Genomic DNA, 21,784 nt, shown 5'->3' with positions numbered 1-21,784 from the left:
ATGTCGGTCGATGCATTCCAGCGCTGATTACCGCTTCAACCCATTCGCAATCGCCATCAACTCATCGCCGGCCTGCACGAGTCGCGCATTCGACGCATACGCACGCTGATACAGCATCAGACTGACGAGCTCATCCGACAGCGACACGTTCGAGGCTTCGCTGAATCCTTGCGCCAATGTCCCAGCGTTGTCTTCGCCGGGACGCACGCGGCTGACAGTGATCCCGTCGTCCTGAATGCGATAGATTCCGTCGCCGGCCGATTGCAGCGCGCGCACGTCAGTCGGCATCACGAGTTCGATTTCGCCGAGATCAATCGGGTCGGTCTGGTTCGGCAGAACCGCCTGCACCTGGCCGGTCGCCGAAATGGTGATGCTGGAGGCGTCGCGCGGAACGGAAATCATCGTTTTGAGCGGCAGGCCGTTCGACGCAGTCAGATAACCGTCGGCCCCGACGTGCAGCGTGCCGCCGCGCCACAACGTGGCCGGTCCCGAGTCCGACGCCAGTTCGATGAAGCCGTCGCCCCGAATCGCGAGATCGAGCGCGCTGCCGGTCGGGCGCAACTCGCCCGCCGTGAAAACGTGCAGCGACGGGTCGGCCGCCACGCCCGCGGCGATGGTGACGGTTTCGTTGGCCGGGGCGCGGCTGAGTGGGGCGACCGCCGACGTCAGCAACTCGCTGAAGGACACCGTGCCGCGCTTGAACGCCGGTGTGTTCATGTTCGCGATGTTGTTCGCGGTGACGTCGACGGCTGTCTGCTGCGCGTTCAAGCCCATCGCGCCGATATAAAAAACGATGTTCACGCTTACATGTCTCCCAAACGCTGCAAAACGGCGCCGAGCATGTCGTCGTACGCATGCACGAGCTTCTGGCCGGACTCGACGCGGCGCATTGCCTCCATCATCTGCATCATGTCGTTGCCGAGCGCGACGTTCGACGATTCGATAAAGCCCTGCGCGATGTGCGGCTGTTCGGCGTCGACGGCCTGCGCGTCCGTGGCATGAAACAGGCCGTCCGCGCGGCGCTCGAGTTGGGTCGGATCCGTAAAAGTTGCGACGCGTATCACGGCCGAAGGCGTGCCGTCGTCAATCAGCGTGCCGTCGCTGGCGATCTGCCAGTTGCCCGAACGCAAGACCACGTCGCCGCCACCCGCGGCTTGCAACGCCCAATTCTGGGCCGTGACGAGACGTCCGTCGGCATCGCGCTGGAACGCGCCGAGCCGAGTGTAGGCCGGACCGCTCGCTGTCATGACCTCGAAGAAGCCGGAGCCGCTGATCGACAGATCGAGCGGATTGCCGGTGTGGACCAGCTTGCCGGCGGAGAAGTCGGTGGCGATGCCGGTTGGCGGCGGCGCGAGCATGGCAGACACAGGGACCGTCCCGGTGCGTCCGGCTGCCAGCACGTCGTCGAACGCGATCTGCCGCTTGTAGCCGGGCGTGGCCACATTCGCGAGGTTTTGCCCAACGGTTTCGATCCGGCGCGTTTCGTGCGAGATCAGGCTGGCCGCGACAGTCATCATGTTATCCATCAGGAATCCGTTTCAATTTGGCAGGCAGGTGGCAAGCTGCTCGACACTCAGGCGGCGAGCGCTGTAGCGTTCGAGGGCTGCGCGGCGCGCGCGGGAGCCCGAGCCGCAGTTGCGTCGAGACTGACCATCGCGAACGATCTCAGGCTGATCGAGTGCGGAACCTCGTTCATCGACAGCACGGCGAGCCGTGGCGCAACACGATGCGTGAAGGTTTTCAGATGACGACGAATTTCCGGGCGGCACAGCAACGCAGGTTTGAGGTTCTGCCGCATCATCGCGTCGACCTGCGCGGCGAGCCGGGCGAGGAAGCTTTCGGCCAGACGCGGGTCGAGCACGAACGCGCCTGCGCCGTCAGCACCCTGCAGGTTCTGCACGATCGCGTTTTCGAGCGCGGGGTCGAGCGTCAGCACCGCAAGCGCATCGTGATCGCTCTGGATTGCCTGACAGATGCCGCGGCCGAGCCGCTGGCGCACACGCTCGCTCAACGCGGCAGGGTCTTTTTCATGCCGACCCGCGTCGACCAGCACTTCGACGATCAGGCCGATATTGCGGATCGCGACCTGCTCGGTCAGCAGATTCTGCAAGACGTGCTGCACGTCGCTGACGGCGAGCACGTTCGGCACGAGTTCCTCGACGAGGCCGGGTGTGCGTGAACGCACTCCTTCGAGCATCGCGACGACTTCGGTGCGCGACAGCAACGCGGGTACGTTGGCCTTGATCACCTCGGTGACGTGCGTGATCAGCACGGTCAGCGGATCGACCGCGGTGTAACCGAGCAAGCGCGCGCGCGACAGGTCGGCCGTATCGATCCATACCGCGGGCAGCCCGAAGGCCGGATCGTGAGTGGCGATGCCGGGCACCTTCTCACCCTTGTCAGACGAGTGAATGGCGAGTGTTTTTTCCGGATACAGCGTTGCCTGACCGAAGCGGTCTCCGAACAGCAGGATCCGGTAGTCGTTGGAGCCAAGCTGCGCGCCGTCGCGGAACACCACGGGCGGAATGGACACGCCCATCTCGGCCGCGTACTGTTTGCGAAACGCCGCGATGCGTTCGGCCAGCAAGCTTTGCGTCGGGATCCATGCGGCCGTCAGCGCGGCGCCGAACGACACTTCGACGGCCGGCAGATCGGTGGCCTGGGTGGCCGCGGCCGCGTCGCTGTCGTCTCCGTCCGTCGCGGCCTGGTTATCCGGCGCCGCACTTCGTTTGCGGCGCGCGATCCACCAGGCGCCACCCGCAATCGTTGCAAGGATCAGCACGGGCCACTTCGGCATGCCCGGCAGCGCGAGCAGGCCGGTCAGCGCGACCATGACGAGGATCTGTATCTTCGGGAATTGCACGAGCTGACGCAGCACCTCGTTGCCGAGCTCCCCGTCCGCAGACGAGCGCGTGACGATGATGCCGGTCGCGACGGAAATGATCAGCGCGGGCACCTGCGTGACGATGCCGTCGCCGATCGTCAGCAGCGTGAAGGTCTGCATTGCCTGGCTGAGCGGCATGCCCATCTGCGCGACGCCGACCGCCCAGCCGCCGAGAATGTCGATCAGCAGGATCATGATGCCGGCTACCGCATCGCCTTTGACGAACTTGCTCGCGCCATCCATCGAGCCGTAGAAGCCAGCTTCCTTTTCGAGCGCCTTGCGTCGGCGCTTCGCTTCGTCCTGATCGATGAGACCCATGTTGAGGTCGGCGTCGATGCTCATCTGCTGGCCGGGCATCGCGTCGAGTACGAAGCGCGCGGCGACTTCCGACACGCGCTGCGCGCCGGTCGTGACCACCACGTATTGCACGACGATCAGGATGAAGAAGACGATCAGGCCGATGACGAAGTTACCCTGCACGACGAATGCGCCGATTGCCGCGATGACCTGGCCCGCTTCGGCGCCGGACAGGATCAGACGGGTCGCGGCGATGTTCAGCGACAAGCGGAACAGCGTCGCGATCAGCAGCAGGGAAGGGAACGTCGAGAACTCGACGGGTCGCGACACGTAAAACGTCATCAACAGGATCGTGAACGCGAATGCGAAATTGACGATGATGAACAGGTCGAGCGCCCCTGCCGGAATCGGTGTAAACAGCAGCAACAGGATCGCGACGACGGCGAAGACGAGCGCGAGGTCGGAATGATTGCGCAGGCGGGATCGAAGCGTCATGCGGACATCACCTGCGACGGCGCACGTCGCGCCTGCAAATAGATCGCCGCGGTATCGCGATACAGATCGCCCGGCACCTCGCGTTCGAGCACTGCCTTGAAATAGAGCGCGCGGGCGAAACGTGGCGACTCGATGACCGGCACGCCATAGATGAAGGCGAGCTTCTTCAGACGCAGTGCAAAATCGCCGGCCCCTTTGGCGACGACATGCGGCGCGGCCATCCGTGACGGATCGTATTTCAGACCGACCGCATAATGCGTCGGGTTCGCGACGATCACGTCCGCACTACGCACTGCCTTCATGCTGCGCGAACGCTGCAGCAATTCGCGCTGCAACTGGCGGCGCCGCTGCTTGATGCGCGGATCGCCTTCGCGCTGCTTCATTTCCTGCTTCTGCTCGTAGCGGCTCATACGCATCTTTCTCGCGAATGAGCGTCGCACCAGCACCTGGTCGAGCAACGCGAACACCGACGCGGCCGCGAGCAGCATGAAAAGCAGGTGGACGCCGCTAGCGAGCAGCGTCTGCGCAATGCGTACCGCGGACAGGTCCTCATGTGCGAGCGAGACGGCCGCATCGACGATCGTGAAACGGATGATCGCCACATAGACGACCATCTTGAAGCATGCCTTGGCGGCTTCGATCAGCGTCTGTATCGAGAAAACACGCCTGAGGCCTTGCACCGGATTCAGCTTGCTGGTGTCCAGCCTGAGTGCGCCGGGGGCTAACAGGAAGCCGGTCTGCATCAGCGCTGACAGTAGCGCGCTACCCATCGCAATCGCAATCAGTGGCGCAACCGCGTGCGCGCCCTGCAGCAGCAGCGCCGCGCACGCGACCGGCATCGCACGGCCGCTTGCGTCGAGTGACGCGGCTTCGCTCAGCGCATGAGCGCCGAGCGAAGCGAGACGTGCCGCCATTTCTCCGCCCCACACTGACAGGTAGCCGGTACTCGCAAGCAGGCCGAGCACCATGCCGAGCTCCTGGCTGCGCGGCACCATACCCTTCTTGCGCGCCTGCTCGAGCTTGTAAGCAGTGGCCTGTTCCGATTTGTTCTGTTCCGTATCCGACATGACTAATCCAGGGACGGTACGAAAGCCAATGCGTGCGTCAGCAAACGCAATGTCGCAGGTGCGAGTAGACCCGCTGATAGCGCCATCATGACGGGCGTCGCGATGACTTTGACTTGCAGACCCAACATCAGTGCGTTCATTTGCGGCAACGCGCGGGAGAGAAAGGCGATCGCTACATCGATTAGAAACAGTGTGACCATTGCGGCCGCGATGACCGACAGACCCATGCCGAGCGCAATGCCGAAATAGCCGATCAGCGCATCGGGAGTGACGGCGACTCGCGCGTAGCCGACTGGTATGACGCTCGTTAGCGCAATCAAAAGCCGTACTAGCTCGAGATGACCGCCCGAAGCAAAAAACAGCAGGCCCGCGACCAGCGTGAGTATCGTGCCGAACAGCGGCGCCTGTGCACGCGAACCCGGATCGATCACCATCGCGAGACCGTAGCCGGCCTGGACGTCGAGCACGCGGCCAGCAAACGTTAGCGCGGCAAACGCGGCCTGGAACGCGAAGCAGATCGCGAGGCCCAGCATCAATTCGGCTGCAGCGGCGACGAGTAGCGCTGCGCCGTCGATGTAGACGTCGGGTGCAGCGCTATGTGCCAGACATGCGGCGAGCGCCAGCACGAAGCACACGCGGACCCGCGCGGGCACCTGCGTTTGTGAGAACGGCGGCGCAAGAACGAACACCGGGCCGATTCGCAACGAAAGAAGAAGAACGCCGAGCGTCCAGCTCGTGCTGGCTTCGATTGTCATTGCGTTAGCCCAGATCAGGAATGCTGCGGAAAAGCGACGCTGCGAAACCGGTCAGACGCGCGAGCATCCACGGGGCGAGCGAAACCGTCACGATGACGGCGACCGCGAGCTTCGGCACATAGCTCAGGCTCATTTCCTGCAGCTGCGTGACGACCTGAAAGACACTGATCAGCAGACCGACCACGAGCGTGGCAATAACAATTGGCCCCGCGATGAGGAAGCTGTTCCAGAACAGCTGCGTCATCATTTGGAGTGCCTGGTCTGCCGACATGGATGAGGTCCCGTGTTTAAGTGGGCCGCATTATGGGGAGTTTTCTTTCGAATTGGAAGTGGTGAAATTGAAAATAGTAAGGCGAACGGATGAAAATAGTGAGGCAAACGAATCAAAAACGAATGCAATCAGATTAATCAGAGAGGTAGGTGCTTATATCAAAATCAAAATAGTCGATCGTCACGTATTTTTAGGACAGGTTCTATTTCGCAGATGATCGACCATTCGCGAAAAATCAGGCGTTTGCCTATTCCAGTTCTTGTGACGATTTGTTAAGGGGAGGGGTCTTATTGCTCCGGGTCACCTTTCTCGCGATCGCTTTTGCAAGTGTATTGCCTTGTGGGTCCAAGGGCCGATTCAATGCCGCATCAAGGACTTGACTCGCTGTATTTTGATCGCCTGCGGAGGTGCTGAGCAGACTCTTCGCAAGCGCGGCGGACAGACACTCGGGGTCCAGCCGCAACGCCACCTTCATATGCGCACGCGCCTCGTCGAGTCTGCCTTCCCGCAGCGCCACGATGGCCAGTGCGCCAGGGGCTTCTGCAAAACCGCGATCTAGGTGAGCGCCTTGTTCGAAGCGCGACCGCGCCAGTTGCAGATCGCCATTGAGCAAATGGGCCCAGCCGGCCGCAATCCAGGAGCCCGCATGGGTGCCGAACGATTCGGATGCGGCGTCGATGTGTTGCGCGGCCTGCGCGAACCGGTGTTGTTCGAGTAGCACGAGCCCTGTGCCGAGAAGCGCGCGGCTGTGTGCCGGCTGGCTGCGCAGCGCCTGCTCGAACAGCGCCATAGCGTCGAACTCGCGGCCTTCGCCGAGTGCCAGCAAACCAGCTATGGCGAGACCGTCGGGAGAGCTCTTTGCAAGAGACGCGAACTGTTGCGCGCTGTCGGGATGTCCGGCATCGAACAAAGCAGCGGCGAGGAGTCCGCAGACTTCGATGCCGGTCTCCGGATGATCCGCATACCGCTTACCAACTTCGATGACCTCGTCAAGGCGCCCTTGATGGTGAAGCGACCGCATTTGGAGCGTGATGGCTTGCGGAATCGTTGTCAGCACGCCTTCATCCAGCAGTGCTAGCGTTTCGTCGAAAGCGCCGAGCATGGCGTGCGCATAAGCTTTGTTATAGCGAATCGCGGGATGGCTTTCACCGTCAGGTAACGCGGCGAATGTCCGGAGCGCGTCCTCGAATCTGCCACGAGCCATGGCACACAGTCCACGCAGATGCATCGACTCAGGCGGCACCGCACCGAGCGCTTGCTGACGTGCGAGCAGTTCATCGCACCGTTCGAATTGCTGTGCGTCGAATGCGCACGCGGTGGCGTCTCCTAGCAACGACAGGTTGTTGGGGTCGGACTCAAGGAACGCAAGCAGCCGGGTCAGTCGGGCAGATGCCAAAGCAACGGCGTGTTCGGAAGTGGAGTTCATTTGGCGTCGGGTGTTCGCTGCGTCGGTGGACAAAGCCGAAAGTGAGGAATCGGAAGTGAGTAGCCCTTTTTCTAGCATAGCAGTCTGGAATTGCTGCGGGATCCATATTGCGAGATCAGGCCGGCAATCGCCGCCACAATTTATGCTTCATCGCACGCAAGGAGGCACGAGATCCTGAGGGCCTGAGATTTTCGCTAAACAGTTCTGAAAATCTTCGGACAACTTGTTCGGAAGCGGTTCGGGAAACCAATCGCGCAAGGCTTAACGAACAGGTACGGGGCATAGATGGTAGCGATCGTCACGGGCAATGGTTTGGGTTTGCAGTCGTCGTCGGCATTGGGGCTTGGATCACTGGGCCAGATTGGTGACGCGGCATTGGGACAGACAGGCGAGCAGCTCTATGTGAATGCGGCGACCGGCAACCTCGTCATCCGCAGCCAGGACCTGATGCTGCTTGGCGAGGGCGTGAACGGAACGATTTACCGCGCCTATAACAGTCTCGGGCAGCTATCGGACGATAACTGGCGCCCTGGCGGCATGCGCATCGTCGATGGTCTCACGGGTATGCTGAACACGGCGGGCAGCACGGTCACGCGCACCGACTGGGATGCTTCCGCCGTGACCTACGTGTACGACGCCACACGCAATCTGTACGTCGCCAGCGGCGGCATCAGTACCGGTGCGCGCGCTACGCTTGCCTGGGACGCTTCGTCAGGCACCTGGAACTGGAGTGATGGAGCGAACCAGCTCACCGAGGTTTATGACGCCGCACAGGGTGGACGGCTCGCCGCGGGGCGCGACCGCGCCGGCAATACGGTCACCTACACGTACAACGCGGCGGGACTGCTCTCGCAGGTCTCGATGGCGAACGGAGAGGTCACGTACCTGGACTACAACGGCGCGAACCAGCTCACCGGGCTGCGCAGCGTGTACCGTGACGGCGGCGGCCAGGCGAGCGCGACCACCACACGTTATACCTATGACAGCCAGGGGCGGCTTGCACAGGTGATTGTCGACCTGAGCCCGGACGATAGCAGTATCGTCGACGGCAACGTTTTCACTACTAGCTACACCTACGACGGCACGAGCAGCCGGGTTGCATCGATCGCGCAGTCCGACGGCTCGATGGTGGCCTTCACGTACGTCCTCGTGGACGGCGGCTACCGGGTAGCGACGATCGCGCAGACGGACGATGCGGGCCGCCCGCAGGTCACGACACTCGCCTACAACGTCGCGACCGGGGTGACCACGCTCACCGATCCGCTGAACAACATCACGCAGTTCACATACGACACCGAAGGACGACTCACGAAGATTTCCTATCCACTGAACAATAGTACCGCCGGCTTTCGCCAGTTCACCTATGACGCGAGCGGCAACGTACTCAGTGTGCTGGTGTTCGACCACCCGGACCTCTCAGTCAACTATACGTACGACGCGCGCGGTAACGTGACCCAGGAGCGCAGGGGCGACGGCACGACAATCAACCGCACCTGGGGGGACCGGAACCAGCTGCTCACGCAGACCATCAGCCCGACCTATCAGCCGCTCACGACGCAGTACATCTACGATGATCTCGATCACCTGCGCTTCGTGGTAAGCCCCGAGGGGCGCGTGACCGAATATCGGTATAACGCGGTGGGCCAGCAGGTCTCAGTGATCGTGCATGGCGGTGGCTTCTATACGGGCACGGGAACTGGTGAAGCGGATCTGGCGGGCTGGGTCGATGGGCTGGCCGATAAAAGCCAGGGCACGCGCACGGATGTGGCCTACGACTTCCGGGGCAACGTGGCGAGCGTGACGCAGTATGCACGGCTGCTCACCGACGGCACCGGTGACCCGAATGTCGGGAACGGACTCTCGCAGACGCGCTATGTGTACGACCCGTCCGGGCGGCTGCTGCAGCGCTATACAGGCACTATCGGCAGCCAGCAGGCCGAGCAGTTCACCTACGACGGACTCGGACGGCTACTGTCGGCCATGCGCCAGGACGGTGTCCTCACGCTGTATCGCTACGACGATACGCAACACCAGACGCTCGTCACGTTCAGCAACGGCCTCACGCGCATCTCGACATACGGCGCGTTGGGCTCGCTTATCAGTCAGACCGACACGCTGGCGGGCCAGCTGCTGTCCAGCGAGCGCTTCGTGTACGACGCGCTGGGCAATCTGCGCATGATGACCGACGCGAACGGGGCGCTCACGTATTACCTGTACGACGCGGACGGGCGCCGCGTCGCGCAGATCGACCCGAACGGCATGCTGACTGAATACGGCTACACCAATTCGGGACTGCCCCGCACCACCACCCGCTATGCGACACCGGTGAGCGCTGCGGCGCTCGCGAAGCTGACGGACCCGAGCGGGCGGCCTGTCGAGACCACGCTCGTCAATGGCCGCCCCAGGCAGCTCGATCTGGACAATTCGGGGCTGCGGCCGGCGGCGAGCAGCCTGGACCGCACCGACTGGCGGGTGTACGACGGCTTCGGCAAGCTCGTGCGGACGGTGGCTGCCGATGGCGCGACGGTAGTCTACGCGTATGACCTGCGCAACCCGCAGGGGCAGGTGATCAGCGAACTGCATTATGCGACGCTCGCCGATGTGGCCAACGCGCCGACGGGCAACCCGCCCGTGACGCCCGCTGCCAGCGGCGCGGACCGCACGACGCGCTATTTCTATACGGCCGACGGGCTGATCGCCGCTCAACTGGACGCCGAGGGGTATCTGACGGAATACCGCTACAACGCGGCGGGTGAGCGTACCGAAACGATCCGCTACGCGACACCCACTCCGACCAAGTACCGCTCCTCCGGGACCCTCGCGAACCTACGACTCACAGCGGACGCCCAGGACATTCACGCGTATTACCTGTATGACGCACGAGGGCTGCTCACCACGGAAATCGATGGCGAAGGGTACCTGACGAACTACACCTATGATGCGCTGGGCAACGTGGTGGAGCGCACGCGCGGCCTGCGCCTCATCACCACGCAGCTGGGCGGCCCCCAGCAGGTGGCGGTGAGCTTCCAGGCAAGTGGCACGGCCGGCTCGGTGGTTGAGGTGTGGATCGACGGCGTGAAGACCGGGGCCGTGACGCTCACGTCGTCGGGAAACGCAACCTATACGCTTAGCGCCGCGAACGTTGTGCCCATCGCGAACCACACGGTCGAATTCCGCAGCGCGTCGGGCGCGAACGTCATCGTGCGGAACGCGACGCTCGGTGAACGCGCGTTTGCGGCTGAGGTGGGCAGTGCGAGCCTGATCGCCAACGGCGCGCAGACCAGCGCACGCTTCGTGGTGGACCGGGCAGCGATGGTGCTCGCGTGGGCGGTGTCGCCCGGCGAACTGGAGCGCACCACGTACGCCTACGACGCGATGGGACGGCTGACCGGACGCAGCCTGTATTCGGTGAGCGGCGACGTCACCACACGCTACACCTACGACCGCGAAGGCAACCTCAACGGCGAGACAGTGGATGATGGCACCGGCCCACGCGCCTCAACCTACCGCTACGACGCGCTGGGGCGGCTTACGGGACAACTGACCGGCGAAGGCAGCGCGGCGCTGGCCGCGCTGGGCGCGAACTCCACTCAGGCCGCGGTCGACGCGGTGTGGAAGTCGTGGGGCGTCACTTACGCGTACGATCCAGCAGGGCGCCGCACATCGATGACCGATGCAAACGGCAACACGACGCTCTACTACTACGACGGCGGTGGGCGCCTGACGCACGTGGTCAACCCGATGGGCGAAGTCGTCGAGTACCGGTACGACACGTTCGGCGATGTGACGCAGACGCTTGTCTACGCGAGGCGCGTTGCGACTGGCACACTGGCTAGCCTTGCGGGCGGCGTGCTCACTGATGCGCTCAGGAAAACGTTTGCCGAACTCGAGGATACGAACGCGAGCCGCACGACGTTCAGTTACAGCACGTCGGGACGCCTGCTGCAGAAGACGGACGCGCTGGGCTTCTCGACCGGCTATGAATACAACGCGTTCGGCGACCAGACCTCCGTGGTGCGCGATATCGCTGCGGGGGTGCGCGTGCTGAGCTCCTCCGCCTATGACAACCGTGGCAACCTGATCCAGCAGAGTGAGGACGTGGGTGGCCTGAACCTGCTCACCTCCGCGATCTACGACGCCTTCGGGCGCCTCACACAGTCCACCGACGCGAACGGCGTCGTGCGCAGCCAGCAGTACGACCGCAGCGGCAATACCGTGGTGGTCACGGATGGCACCGGTGCGCGTTCGGGTATGACCTATGACGCGTTCGGCAACGTCCTGACCCGTACCGATGCGAACGGCCATACGACGACGTGGTCGTATAGCGCTTTCAACCGCGAGGTGACGGTGACCACGCCCGAGGGAATCGTCACCGGCTCGTCGTTCAATGGATCAGGGCAACTTGTCACCCTGACCGACGGCAGGGGCAACGCGACACGCTACGCGTACGACCTGAACGGCAACCTCACAGGCGTCACCGATGCGACGGGTGCCACCGTCACGCGCAGCTACGATCATGCAGGAAACCTGATCGACACGGTGGATGCGCGCGGCACTCACACCACGTACAGCTATGATGCAGCCGACCGCGTGCTCACGCGCACGCTTGATCCGGCCGGTCTGAACCTCACCACCCGGTATGAATACGACGCGACGGGACAGACGACCCGCGTGACGGAGCCTTCAGGGGTCGTCACCGAAACCCGCTACGACGCGGGTGGCCATGCGGTCGGCGTGACCACCGATGTAGGTGGCCTGAACCTGCTGACAACCTTCACCTATGACGGCCTCGGCAATGTCCTTACCGTGACCGAAGGTGCGGGCAGCAGCAACCCGCGTGTCACGCAGAACGTATACGACAAGGCAGGGCGGTTGACCAGTACGGTCGTCGACCCGGCAGGACTCAGGCTCACAACGGGCTACGCATACGACGCCAATGGCGATGTCGTATCCGTGACCGATGCGGCGGGGGGCGTGACGCGCTACGTCTATGACGCGGAGGGCAGGCAGACGTGGTCGGTCGGGCCAACCGGGGCACTCGTCAGGAATGTCTACGACGCGGCAGGCCGGGTGGTATCGCGCACCGCCTTCGCGAACGCCCTGGGCGACTTGCCCGCCACGGTGTCCGAGGCCTACATCACGGGCCACCTGACACTTCAGCCACTGTGCGACCAGACCACGCAATATGTGTACGACGCGGACGGCCGCGTGCGCTACGTGATCAACGCGCTGAACTACGTCGCCGAGAACATCTACGACGCCAACGGCAATGTGATCAGCACGATCACCTATGCGAGCCCCGTCAATATAGCGGGTGCGCTTACCGCCGACGCCGTTGCCATAGCGCTGAGCGCGCAATCGGATCAGGCGCATGCGAGCGATCGCACGGCGCGCATGGTCTATGACGTGGCAAACCGGGTGACGGCCAGTATTGACGCGCTCGGCTTCGTCACGTCCAACCGTTACGACGCAGGTGGCAATCTCCTCGAACGCACACAGTACCAGACGCCGTATGCGGGGGCTGGCATTCCAGACGCCTCGACGCTGGAGCTCTGGCTCGCCTCACCTGACGTCGGGAGGCCGTCCGGGGATCGCACGACCACGTGGATTTATGATGCCGCCACCCGGCCGGTCTATGTGATCGATGCCGAAGGCTACGTCACGGAGCAACGTTACGATCCAGCGGGCCATCTGCTGACGACCATCCGCTACGCGGACAGATACGAAGCGGCGCGCGGCGCCAGCCAGAAACAGGCTGCCGCACTTCTGCCGCAAATCATTCCGGCTTCGGCGGCCGCGACGGGATACGACTATGACAGCGCCGGACGTCTGACGAGCACGACGAATGCGGCAGGCGTCGTCACGCGCTATGAACTTGACGCGCTGGGACGCGCGGTGAACACGAGCGTCGCCGATGGTCTGCCCGAACAGAGCGTCACGCACGCGGTATTCGACGCAGCTGGGCGCATGATCGAACAGACCCGCGCGTACGGTACGTCAGTCGCTGCGACATCACGTTACACGTATGACGGGATGGGACGTGTGACTGCTGAGACCGACCCTCGCGGGGTGGAGCTTTCCGAGCGGGACACCGCCTGGGCACTTGCCGAGCGCAAGGCGCGTGGCTATGTCGACGCGAATGGCGAGGCGCTCGAGGCAGCAGCGCTCAGTCCCAGCCAGCGGAGCAATCTGCAGGCGGCGTATCGCATGCGCTATATCTACAACGCGAGGGGTGATCTACTGGTTACGGCCGATGCGCTCGGCTATATAACCAGTAACACCTATGACGCTTTCGGCAATAGGGTGACGGCGGCCGACCAGAACAGGAACATCATCAGCCAGATCTCCTACGACGTGCTGAACCGCGCGGTGCAGGTCGTCTCGCCGACGGCGAGCATCGTGCTGACCGAATACGACGCGTTTGGCGATGCGGTCAAGGTGACGCAGGATACGAAGGCGGTCACCCGCATGGAGTACGACCGGCTCGGCCACCTGGTGAGGTCGACCGACGCCGAGGGCTACGGCGAAATCTACGCGTACGACGCATTCGGCAACCGCACCGGCTATACGAACAAGGTCGGCGGGCAGTTTTCTTATACGTATGATCGCCGTGGACTGATGCTGTCGGAAACACTACCGGTTACTTCGGGTGGCAAGGCGGTTGTCAACACGTTCGAATACGATGCGCGCGGCAATCGCATCGCGACGATCGAAGCGCAGGGGCTCAAAGAGGAGCGTGTTACGCGCTATGGGTATGACCTGCTTGACCGGCAGATCACGCTGACCGGCGTGTCGGTGTACCAGGCTGGCTTTCCTGCGAGCACGACCGAGACACGGGTCTATGACGCGCAAGGCAATCTCACATCGATTACCGACGCGAATGGACATACCACCACGTTGTACTACGACGTGGCGGGCCGGAAGACTGCGCAGGTCAGCCCGACCGGCACGCTGACGCTGTGGACGAACGATCCAGTAGGCAACGTGGTAGTTACCCAGGTCTACGCGGATCCGGTCGTCGCACCAACTGGATCGCAGGCCCCTGAGCCGGTCGATCCGAGCCGTGTGCGCGAAACGCGATACGTCTACGACGCGGATAACCGGCTCACTCAGTCCCGCGTGCAGAATGTAGCGACAGGCTACTTCGATCCGAGCGCGGGTGACGACGCGCGGGGCGAATACTTCATCACGTCTGGCAGCGAGCTGGTGACGACGTGGGAATACGATGGTTGCGGCCAGGTGACCGCGACCGTCGATCCGGCCGGCAATCGCACAACCTACTTCTATAACAAGGCCGGACAGAAGACGCTCGAAATCGACGCGAAGGGATTCGGCATCGCGTACACGGTGAATGCGCAAGGCAACGTCACGCAGGAAACGCGGTTTGCACTGCCGTTCCCGGACCCGGTTTCGGCGAGCGCCTCCGTCAATACCATCGTCAGTTCGTGGCCCCGCAGCCCCGACGATCGCATCACCAACTACACCTGGGACAACAACGGCCGGTTGCTGAGCGAGTCGCGCGTCGGCGTTGAGTTCGCGAAGGTCGACGCCAACGGCAAGCTCGCGCAGTCGACCGGTGACGCCACGTCGAACTATTCATACGACGGAGAGGGGCACCTGCTGCGCAAGGTCGACGCGAACGGCAGCCAGTACGACTTCACCTATGACGCGCTCGGACGTCTGACGGGCGAGATGCTGCCGCAGTTCGCCGACTATCAGAACCGGCAGGTGCGCGTCACGACGCTCTATCAATACAACGGCCTGAACAACGTCGTGAAGGAAACTCGCAAAGGCGAGCCGGACCAGGTGACGTCGTACCTCTACGACGCGGGTGGTCGCCTTAGTTCGAAAGTCAACGCGCTGGACGTGGCGACGAATTTCAAGTATGACGCCGTGGGCAATGTCACGAGCGTCTACTATCTGCGCCGCGATGCGGACGGATACCAGTGGTTCGACTCCACCACAATCACCTATGACGCGGAAAACCGCGAAACTTCGCGCTTCACCCAAACGAGTGACGCAGCGACGGGTGCACGGGTGTCAACTGGTGCACTGATCGAGCTGCGCTACAACGCATATGGCGAGCCGACCGGACGGCGCACCGGAGGCGGCGGCGCGAACGGTGAATGGCAGGAATATGCGGACTATGACAACGCCGGCCGGGTGGTGCGCACGAACTTTGATGACGGGGTGTCGCATCTGTTCATGTATGACCGCAATGGCAATGCGACGCTGAAGGTCGAGTCGATGGAGAGCGATCTGCGCTATCGCGTGATCACGACCGGGGACGATCTCGTCGCGCTGCTGCAGAGCGTCGACATGATGCAGACTTACACGCGCTATGACGAGCGGAATCAGGTGATTCAGATTCGGCAGCCGAAGACGTCGGGCGGGATACCGACCATCAGCTTCAGTCCGGTCGATATTCCGATCGATGGTGGGGTGTTCGCGAATACACAGTTGAGCATCGCGGGGTGGATCGATTCGTCAGCGCGGCCGGTGACCGGGCCGACGTTGCCGCTCGTCAACGGCGATGCGGGAATGCTGGATGCAGACGGAAAGGTTAGCGTGACAGGCTCCTGGTCTGTGGACAAATCTGAGGATAACGGCTATATCAGCGTGAGCAGCCTGGATTTTTCTTTGCCTGACTTTGCGCAGTTGTATGGTGCTTATAACGTTGAGGTTCGCGTGAGCTATACCGCCTCCGGATCCGAATGGCAGATCCGTGGTGGACAGGATCAGGCAGCGTTTGCGCAGCCATTCGGCAGGCCGTCGGGTACGGCTTGGTCAGCCGTGGTGCCGATGAATGCGACGCAGGTGAGCGTACCGGTCAACTGGCGTTCGGGTCAGCTTTGGTTAAATGGCTTTTTTGTCGATTCAAGCGTGACCTTTACATGGACCGCTGAAATCTACGTGACGCCGCTCAGCGCGGGATCGGGTCCAGTGCTCGCGGGTACGGTTTCGCAGTCGGCGCAGCTCATCAACTTCAGCAACGGCCAGGCCCTGATTGGAAACAGTGATGTGCTTGACGCCAGTGCTCCGCTGCAGGTTGCTTCAGGCTTGCTGAGTGTCGCGCGCAATTCGCTCCCGGAAGGAACTGCGGGCATGCTGTACTACCGTCGCGCGGGATCGACAGAAACATTTTTGCCGCTTCCAAAGAGTTCGAGCAGCCTCCCAAACTCGTTTACCGTCGACACCAGCGGACTGCCGGACGACGACTATGAGGTGATCTTCATTGCTGTCAGCGATGGTAGTTACGGCGAGGCGGGGTCGTTGCTTCGGCGCGATGGCTATAGGCTTCACATTTCGCATACCGACGGTCCGAAGATCGAATTAGCCGACCTTCCTGCGGCGTCGCCAAGCTCACGTCCCGGCTTTACCGTCGATGCGTCAGGAAACTATATCTGGGCGGCACCGCAGTCGCTGAATATCTTTGGCATACGAAGCACAGAAGGAAAGCTGGCGGACTATATCGTCGTGCGCCTGCGCGACCCGAATAATCCAGGTTGGCAGCTTGACTATCCGGTCTGGCGCAATCCGATTACCGGCGGGTTCCAGATCGACATGGCGTCGCTAGGCGGCGGAGTCTATGAGATATCGCTCGACCTGTTCGACTCGGCCGGTGCACAGATCGATGCACTGCGCGGCACGATCAATTTGCCGGGCAATGGCCAGTCGCCGTCGTTTGCGCTCGGCTACCTTGTGGACCTGAAATCGACTGTGGTGTTTCATAGCCAACCGGCCGGCACGGACCACATGGTCGTGTCGTGGGAGCAGGACGGCACCACGCAGTACACGACGTTGTCCGGCATGGCGGGCGACTTCCTGTGGGACACAACGAAAGCGGGATTGCAGCCTGACTCGGTCTATTCGATCAGGTTCACCGCTTACGACACGGCGGGCCGGCCGCTCTCGATGGGGCAGGGCGATATCAGGATCGGTGTCAACGCGACGTCCGAAGTGACTTTGACCGGTAGCGCACTGCCGTCGATTTTCCAGTTTTCGCCGACGGACAGCAGCGGCGCGCCGCTTACGAACGTCGATACGATCACGCTGTACTACCGCGAATCGACAAAGCAGGATGTCGACTACGACCGGACTTTCAGCACGATAACGCTCACTCGCGACGCCGCCGGTCGCTTCCTGTTCGACGCGGGCGATCTGCCGACGAACGTCGAGTACGAGTACCGCTACCTCGCAATGGACGCCGCGGGCAACGTGCTGATGGAGCGCCAGAGCTACTTCCTCACCGGCACGCGTAACAACCCCGTCACCAATGTCGACATCGTCGGAGTGATCGAGGAACTGGCGAAGGACATGACGATCGACCGTCTGCAGCAGCACGACGCATTCGGTGAGGTGTCGGCGGAGAGGGACGGGCGCGGCAACTGGACCTACTCGTCGTATAACACGATGGGTTCTCTCACGCTCAAACGCGAGCCGACTGTCATGGTCACGCTGGAGAACGGGGCGCAGATAGAGATGGCTCCGCTCACCACGTACTACTACGATCTGACCGGCAACCTGGTGGGCCTGAAGGATGCGAACGGCCACCTGAGCACCCAGCAGTGGAACTATGGTCTCGCGCAGCCGGCGGTGGCGCAGTCGTGGGATGCGATGGGGTATGGCAAGAACTTCTCGTATGACGCGGTGGGAAATCTGCGCGTGTCGACCGACGAGCTGGGACGACGCACCGATTACACGTACGACAGGGCCAACCAGCTGATCGAGATCGCCCGGCCGGTATTAGCCAACGGGCAGCGCAGCATCGACCGCTATGAGTACGACAGTGCGGGTAACCGCATTGCCCACACGGACGCGTTGGGCGGACGCGAACGCATCTACTACGACGCCGACGGTCGTATCGTGAAGACCGTCAGCGCGGCCGGCCGCACGGTGCAGTACGACTACCGCTGGGCGAGCACGATCAGCTCGATCGGCTCGGTCGCGAGCGGTGGATGGGTAAAGACGACGATCGATGCGAACGGCCGCTCGATGGTCGACGAGGTGGATCTGTTCGGCCGGGTGACGAAACATACCGATCTCGGTGGCCACGTGTTCCAGTACACGTACAACTGGGCCGGTCTGCTGACAAAACAGGAAGGCACGAGTGGCCAGCATGTCGAATACAGCTATTACTCGCACGGTCTGGTGCGCTCGATCATGGATTACGGCACGCAGACCCAGTCGCTCTACGAATACGACGGCGACGGCAACCGTACGGCGGAATTTTTCACGGACTTCGGCAACTCGTACGTGTTCGCGCAGTCGCGGGTCGAATACGACGCACTGAATCGCGTCGTGGCGATCCGTGACAACAGCTATCAGGTCGGTTACGAGTACGACGCGCTCGGCAATCGCCGCCGGATGATGGCGACGTACACGGACATGGTGGGTTATCACGCGACGGAGCAGGAGTACTGGTACGAGTACGACGCGTTGAACCGCTTCACGGTCTCGATGGGATCGCTTTCGGGCGCGCGCGCCACCGATCCGGACGACACCAGTGTGCATATCGTGGCGGGCGCGGCCGGCGGCGACGGCGTGCAGCTTGGCTATAACGCGGCCGGCGAGCGGACGATGGCGGTCTATGCCAAGGATGGACGCACGGAGTACTACACGTACGACGCGAACGGCTTGCTGGCGACGCAGACGGTCGACGGCATGATGATCCAGCAGCGCACCAATGATCTGCTGGGGCGCGTCACGGAGACCATCGAACGGGACAGGAGCAGCGGTCAGATCGTGACGGCGGTGACGCGCGACTGGGACGCCGACAGCCAGTTGATGTCCGAGCATGACAACATCGAAGGTACGACGACGACCTATACGCGCATGGCCGACGGCACGCTCGGGCAGGTTGCCACACGTCCCGACAATGGCAGCGGCACGGCCATGACGGCCACCTATTCGTACGAATGGTGGGACAGCGCGAAACAGAGCCAGATCCTGGCGCAGGGGAGCAACCCGGACGCGCCGGGCTGGAGACCGGCATCGAGCTATTTCAACTACGACGTCAACGGCAACCTGAAGGCCACCTACGACGATGGTGGCGGCCAGGCGGGCAGCGCACGCGCGTTCACGTACTACACGGATCTGCGCGGCCAGGTGCAGCGGCGCGACGAACTGGTGGGCGTGACGGTGGCGGATGACGGCACGATCCGGGGCGCGACGGGCGATCGCAAGCACAACTACTACTACCTGAACGGCAACCGGGTGGGCAACCAGGGCAACGACGGGGTCGAGACGGTCGACTACGTGCAGGAGCTGGCGGGCAAGCTCGCGAAGGGCAGCGAGAGTCAGTACAAGGTGTTCACGCCGGTGGGCAGCGCGGACTTCGACGAGAACTTCATGGCGATCAACGGGGTGTATCCGGGCGTGAGCCCGGGTACCTGGACGGTGCGCGATGGGGATACGCTGCAGTCGATCGCGTCGTCGCTGTGGGGGGATGCGACGCTGTGGTACATCCTGGCGGACGCGAACGGGCTGAAGGGCGATGACGTGCTGAAGGCCGGGCAGATGCTGACGGTGCCCAACCAGGTGACGAACGTGCACAATACGGCGACGACGTTCAAGCCGTATGACCCGGGCAAGGCGATCGGCAATACGCAGCCGACGCTGCCCGATCCTCCACCGCCGCCGAGCAAGGATGGGGGATGTGGTGGGGTGGCCCAGATTTTCGCGGTAGTCATCGCGGTCGCGGTATCGGTCGTGTCGATGGGTACGGGCAGCATTGTTGGCGCAATGCTGATTGGCGCCGCGGGAGCGGCCGCGACGCAGGGCGTCATGATCGCCGCAGGCGAGCAGCATGGATTTGACTGGAAGGGGATGGCAATTGGAGCTGTGTCAGCTGGTATCGGGGCGGCGGCGGCCCCTGCCACCAGCTTCTGGACCGCGGCTGCTCAGGGGGCGGTGCGTTCAGCCGCGACTCAGGGTATGGCGCTCGCTGTTGGTGCTCAGCGCGGGTTTGACTGGAAGGGCATGGCAGCGTCCGCTGTGGCATCTGGAGTCGGCTTCCAGGCGGCACGGACGATTAATGTCGGCGGCAGCAACGTGGGCTTTAACATGGGCTCGGATCCAGGCAGGTTTGTAACGGGCATGGGTGCGGGAATAGCTGCAGGGGCTGCTAGTACAATCGTGCGTGGTGGGAGCCTTGGGCGCAATGTTGGCGCGATCACCATGGATGCGGTCGCATCGACGATTGGCAATCTCGTCGTCGACCAGGTGCAGGCCGGCTCCGTTGGGAAAACCGATACGACCGCGCAGCGTGTGCAGGAAGCGATCGGCGGCATGAATGCGCAGGTGCTGCCGGGCGGGCTTGGTGGCGTCGGCAGCGGGTTTGTAGCTCCGGAGGCGTCATACAGCAGTAGCACTGCACTGTTCGGTGTGTATGGCGGGCTCGTTGACAGCAGCCAGACGCCGTACGCCGGTGCTGCAGCGCTCTTCGGCCCGTCTTCTGGGCTGGCAACCTCACAAATCGATCCGCGTCCTGCAGTGCTGGCCGATAATAGCGGCGGCTCCGATAATCTTCTCTACGCGTGGGATCGTGCGAAACAGTACGGGGCTGATGGCTGGAATGCGACCAAGCAGTTCGCGCACGACATGGTCGGCGCGACCAGCATGGACGCAGCACGGGCGAACTGGGATGCGGGGAATTACGGCACGGCTGTAACGAAGGGTGCCCAGTCGTTTCTGGAAGCGGGCATGACTGCTTTTACCTTGGGAGCTGCTGCACCGATCAAAACGGGAATCACTGCGCTCGTCAACGGCGGGCGTGCAACACTCGCGAGCGAAATGCTCGGCGGTGGCGCACCGATCTTTAGTTCCGGTGGCTTGCTGGGTTCGCGCATGTGGGCCTCGTCGGTGGGTACGGGAGCGATTAGCGCGGGCGTCAACGCGGGAGCGCAGTACTTCTTGACTGGGGATGTCAATCCCGTTGATGTCGGTGTGAGTCTTGCAGCAGGTGCACTGGGTACACGCAGTGGCTTGCGATGGAATATGGCAGTGAATGCGGTTGGTGGCGCAACAGGTACAGCCGTCAACAACGTCGTGTATGGGAAAGACGACTCGATCGGTGGGGCTGCTTTTACCAGTGGTGTCTTGTCCAGCTTCGGCTATGGACTAGGTAAGCTCGGCCAGGGCGCGATCACCTCGTCTATTAGACCTTCTCTCACGTCAAGTGATTGGGCCGCGACCGGAGTGTGGTCAAGTGCCGGATGGAATTTGCTCAACCCCAACCACCTGCCAGTTGTCGCAGGTTCTCTGGGGGGGGCGTCCGGTCAGGAAGCTGTCAATGCCATCTATCTGCAGATGCAATCGCAGCTCGGAGGCAAGAAATGATGAGAAAGTTACTTTCCGTATTCGTGAAGTCGCTCCTGATCTGCGTGCCAGGAATGGCTGTGATTGGCGTCGTTGGGGTGTACTTGAGCTGCTTCTTCGTGGCTGGTTGCTACCAGACGTTGGGAATCGCAGGGGTGCTCGGAGCGGTGAGTATTAAGGGCATCTTCGTCAAGGGCACGTTGCTTGCGCTTGCGTTCACGTTGCTGTCGTTGCCCAAAATACGAAGCTCAATGCGGTAGGGTGTCACGC

General features: G+C 62.5%; 9 protein-coding genes. 2 read left to right on the top strand and 7 right to left on the bottom strand.

Annotation, left to right across the window (positions count from 1 at the left end):
• Positions 1 to 27: 27 nt before the first annotated feature.
• The 7 genes from OKW37_RS37025 to OKW37_RS36995 form a co-directional block, all read right to left on the bottom strand.
• Positions 28 to 801 (bottom strand): flagellar hook-basal body protein, encoded by a 774-nt coding sequence (locus tag OKW37_RS37025; RefSeq protein WP_429402328.1) that lies wholly within the window; start codon positions 799 to 801, stop codon positions 28 to 30.
• A 2-nt stretch (positions 802 to 803) separates the two neighbouring features.
• Positions 804 to 1,526: a flagellar hook-basal body protein gene (locus OKW37_RS37020; protein WP_429402329.1), complete on the bottom strand. Its 723-nt coding sequence runs from the start codon at positions 1,524 to 1,526 to the stop codon at positions 804 to 806.
• A gap of 47 nt (positions 1,527 to 1,573) precedes the next feature.
• Positions 1,574 to 3,676 (bottom strand): flagellar biosynthesis protein FlhA, encoded by a 2,103-nt coding sequence (locus tag OKW37_RS37015; RefSeq protein WP_429402330.1) that lies wholly within the window; start codon positions 3,674 to 3,676, stop codon positions 1,574 to 1,576.
• The gene (locus OKW37_RS37010) at positions 3,673 to 4,743 is read right to left on the bottom strand and encodes an EscU/YscU/HrcU family type III secretion system export apparatus switch protein (protein ID WP_429402331.1); all 1,071 of its coding nucleotides are present in this window, start codon (positions 4,741 to 4,743) and stop codon (positions 3,673 to 3,675) included. The genes OKW37_RS37015 and OKW37_RS37010 overlap by 4 nt, the downstream gene beginning before the upstream one ends.
• Positions 4,744 to 4,745: 2 nt before the next feature.
• On the bottom strand, positions 4,746 to 5,498 hold the full coding sequence (locus tag OKW37_RS37005; RefSeq protein ID WP_429402332.1) for a flagellar biosynthetic protein FliR: 753 nt from the start codon (positions 5,496 to 5,498) through the stop codon (positions 4,746 to 4,748).
• A 4-nt stretch (positions 5,499 to 5,502) separates the two neighbouring features.
• Entirely contained in the window at positions 5,503 to 5,745 is a 243-nt protein-coding gene (locus OKW37_RS37000; RefSeq protein WP_260321071.1) for a flagellar biosynthetic protein FliQ, read from the bottom strand.
• 271 nt (positions 5,746 to 6,016) lie between these two features.
• Entirely contained in the window at positions 6,017 to 7,195 is a 1,179-nt protein-coding gene (locus tag OKW37_RS36995; protein ID WP_429402333.1) for a tetratricopeptide repeat protein, read from the bottom strand.
• Between the two features lie 285 nt (positions 7,196 to 7,480).
• Here OKW37_RS36995 and OKW37_RS36990 point away from each other — a divergent pair, with 285 nt between their 5' ends.
• Complete coding sequence (locus tag OKW37_RS36990; RefSeq protein ID WP_429402334.1) at positions 7,481 to 21,535, top strand: LysM peptidoglycan-binding domain-containing protein; 14,055 nt, start codon at positions 7,481 to 7,483, stop codon at positions 21,533 to 21,535.
• Complete coding sequence (locus tag OKW37_RS36985; protein ID WP_429510095.1) at positions 21,535 to 21,774, top strand: hypothetical protein; 240 nt, start codon at positions 21,535 to 21,537, stop codon at positions 21,772 to 21,774. Before OKW37_RS36990 ends, OKW37_RS36985 begins: the two co-directional genes overlap by 1 nt.
• The last annotated feature ends 10 nt before the right edge of the window (positions 21,775 to 21,784 follow it).

Source organism: Paraburkholderia sp. MM5482-R2 (assembly GCF_050436125.1).
In the GTDB taxonomy this organism is placed as follows: Bacteria; Pseudomonadota; Gammaproteobacteria; order Burkholderiales; family Burkholderiaceae; genus Paraburkholderia; species Paraburkholderia tuberum.
The sequence above is the reverse complement of the archived record's forward strand: the minus strand, read 5'-3'. Positions and strand labels throughout refer to the sequence as shown.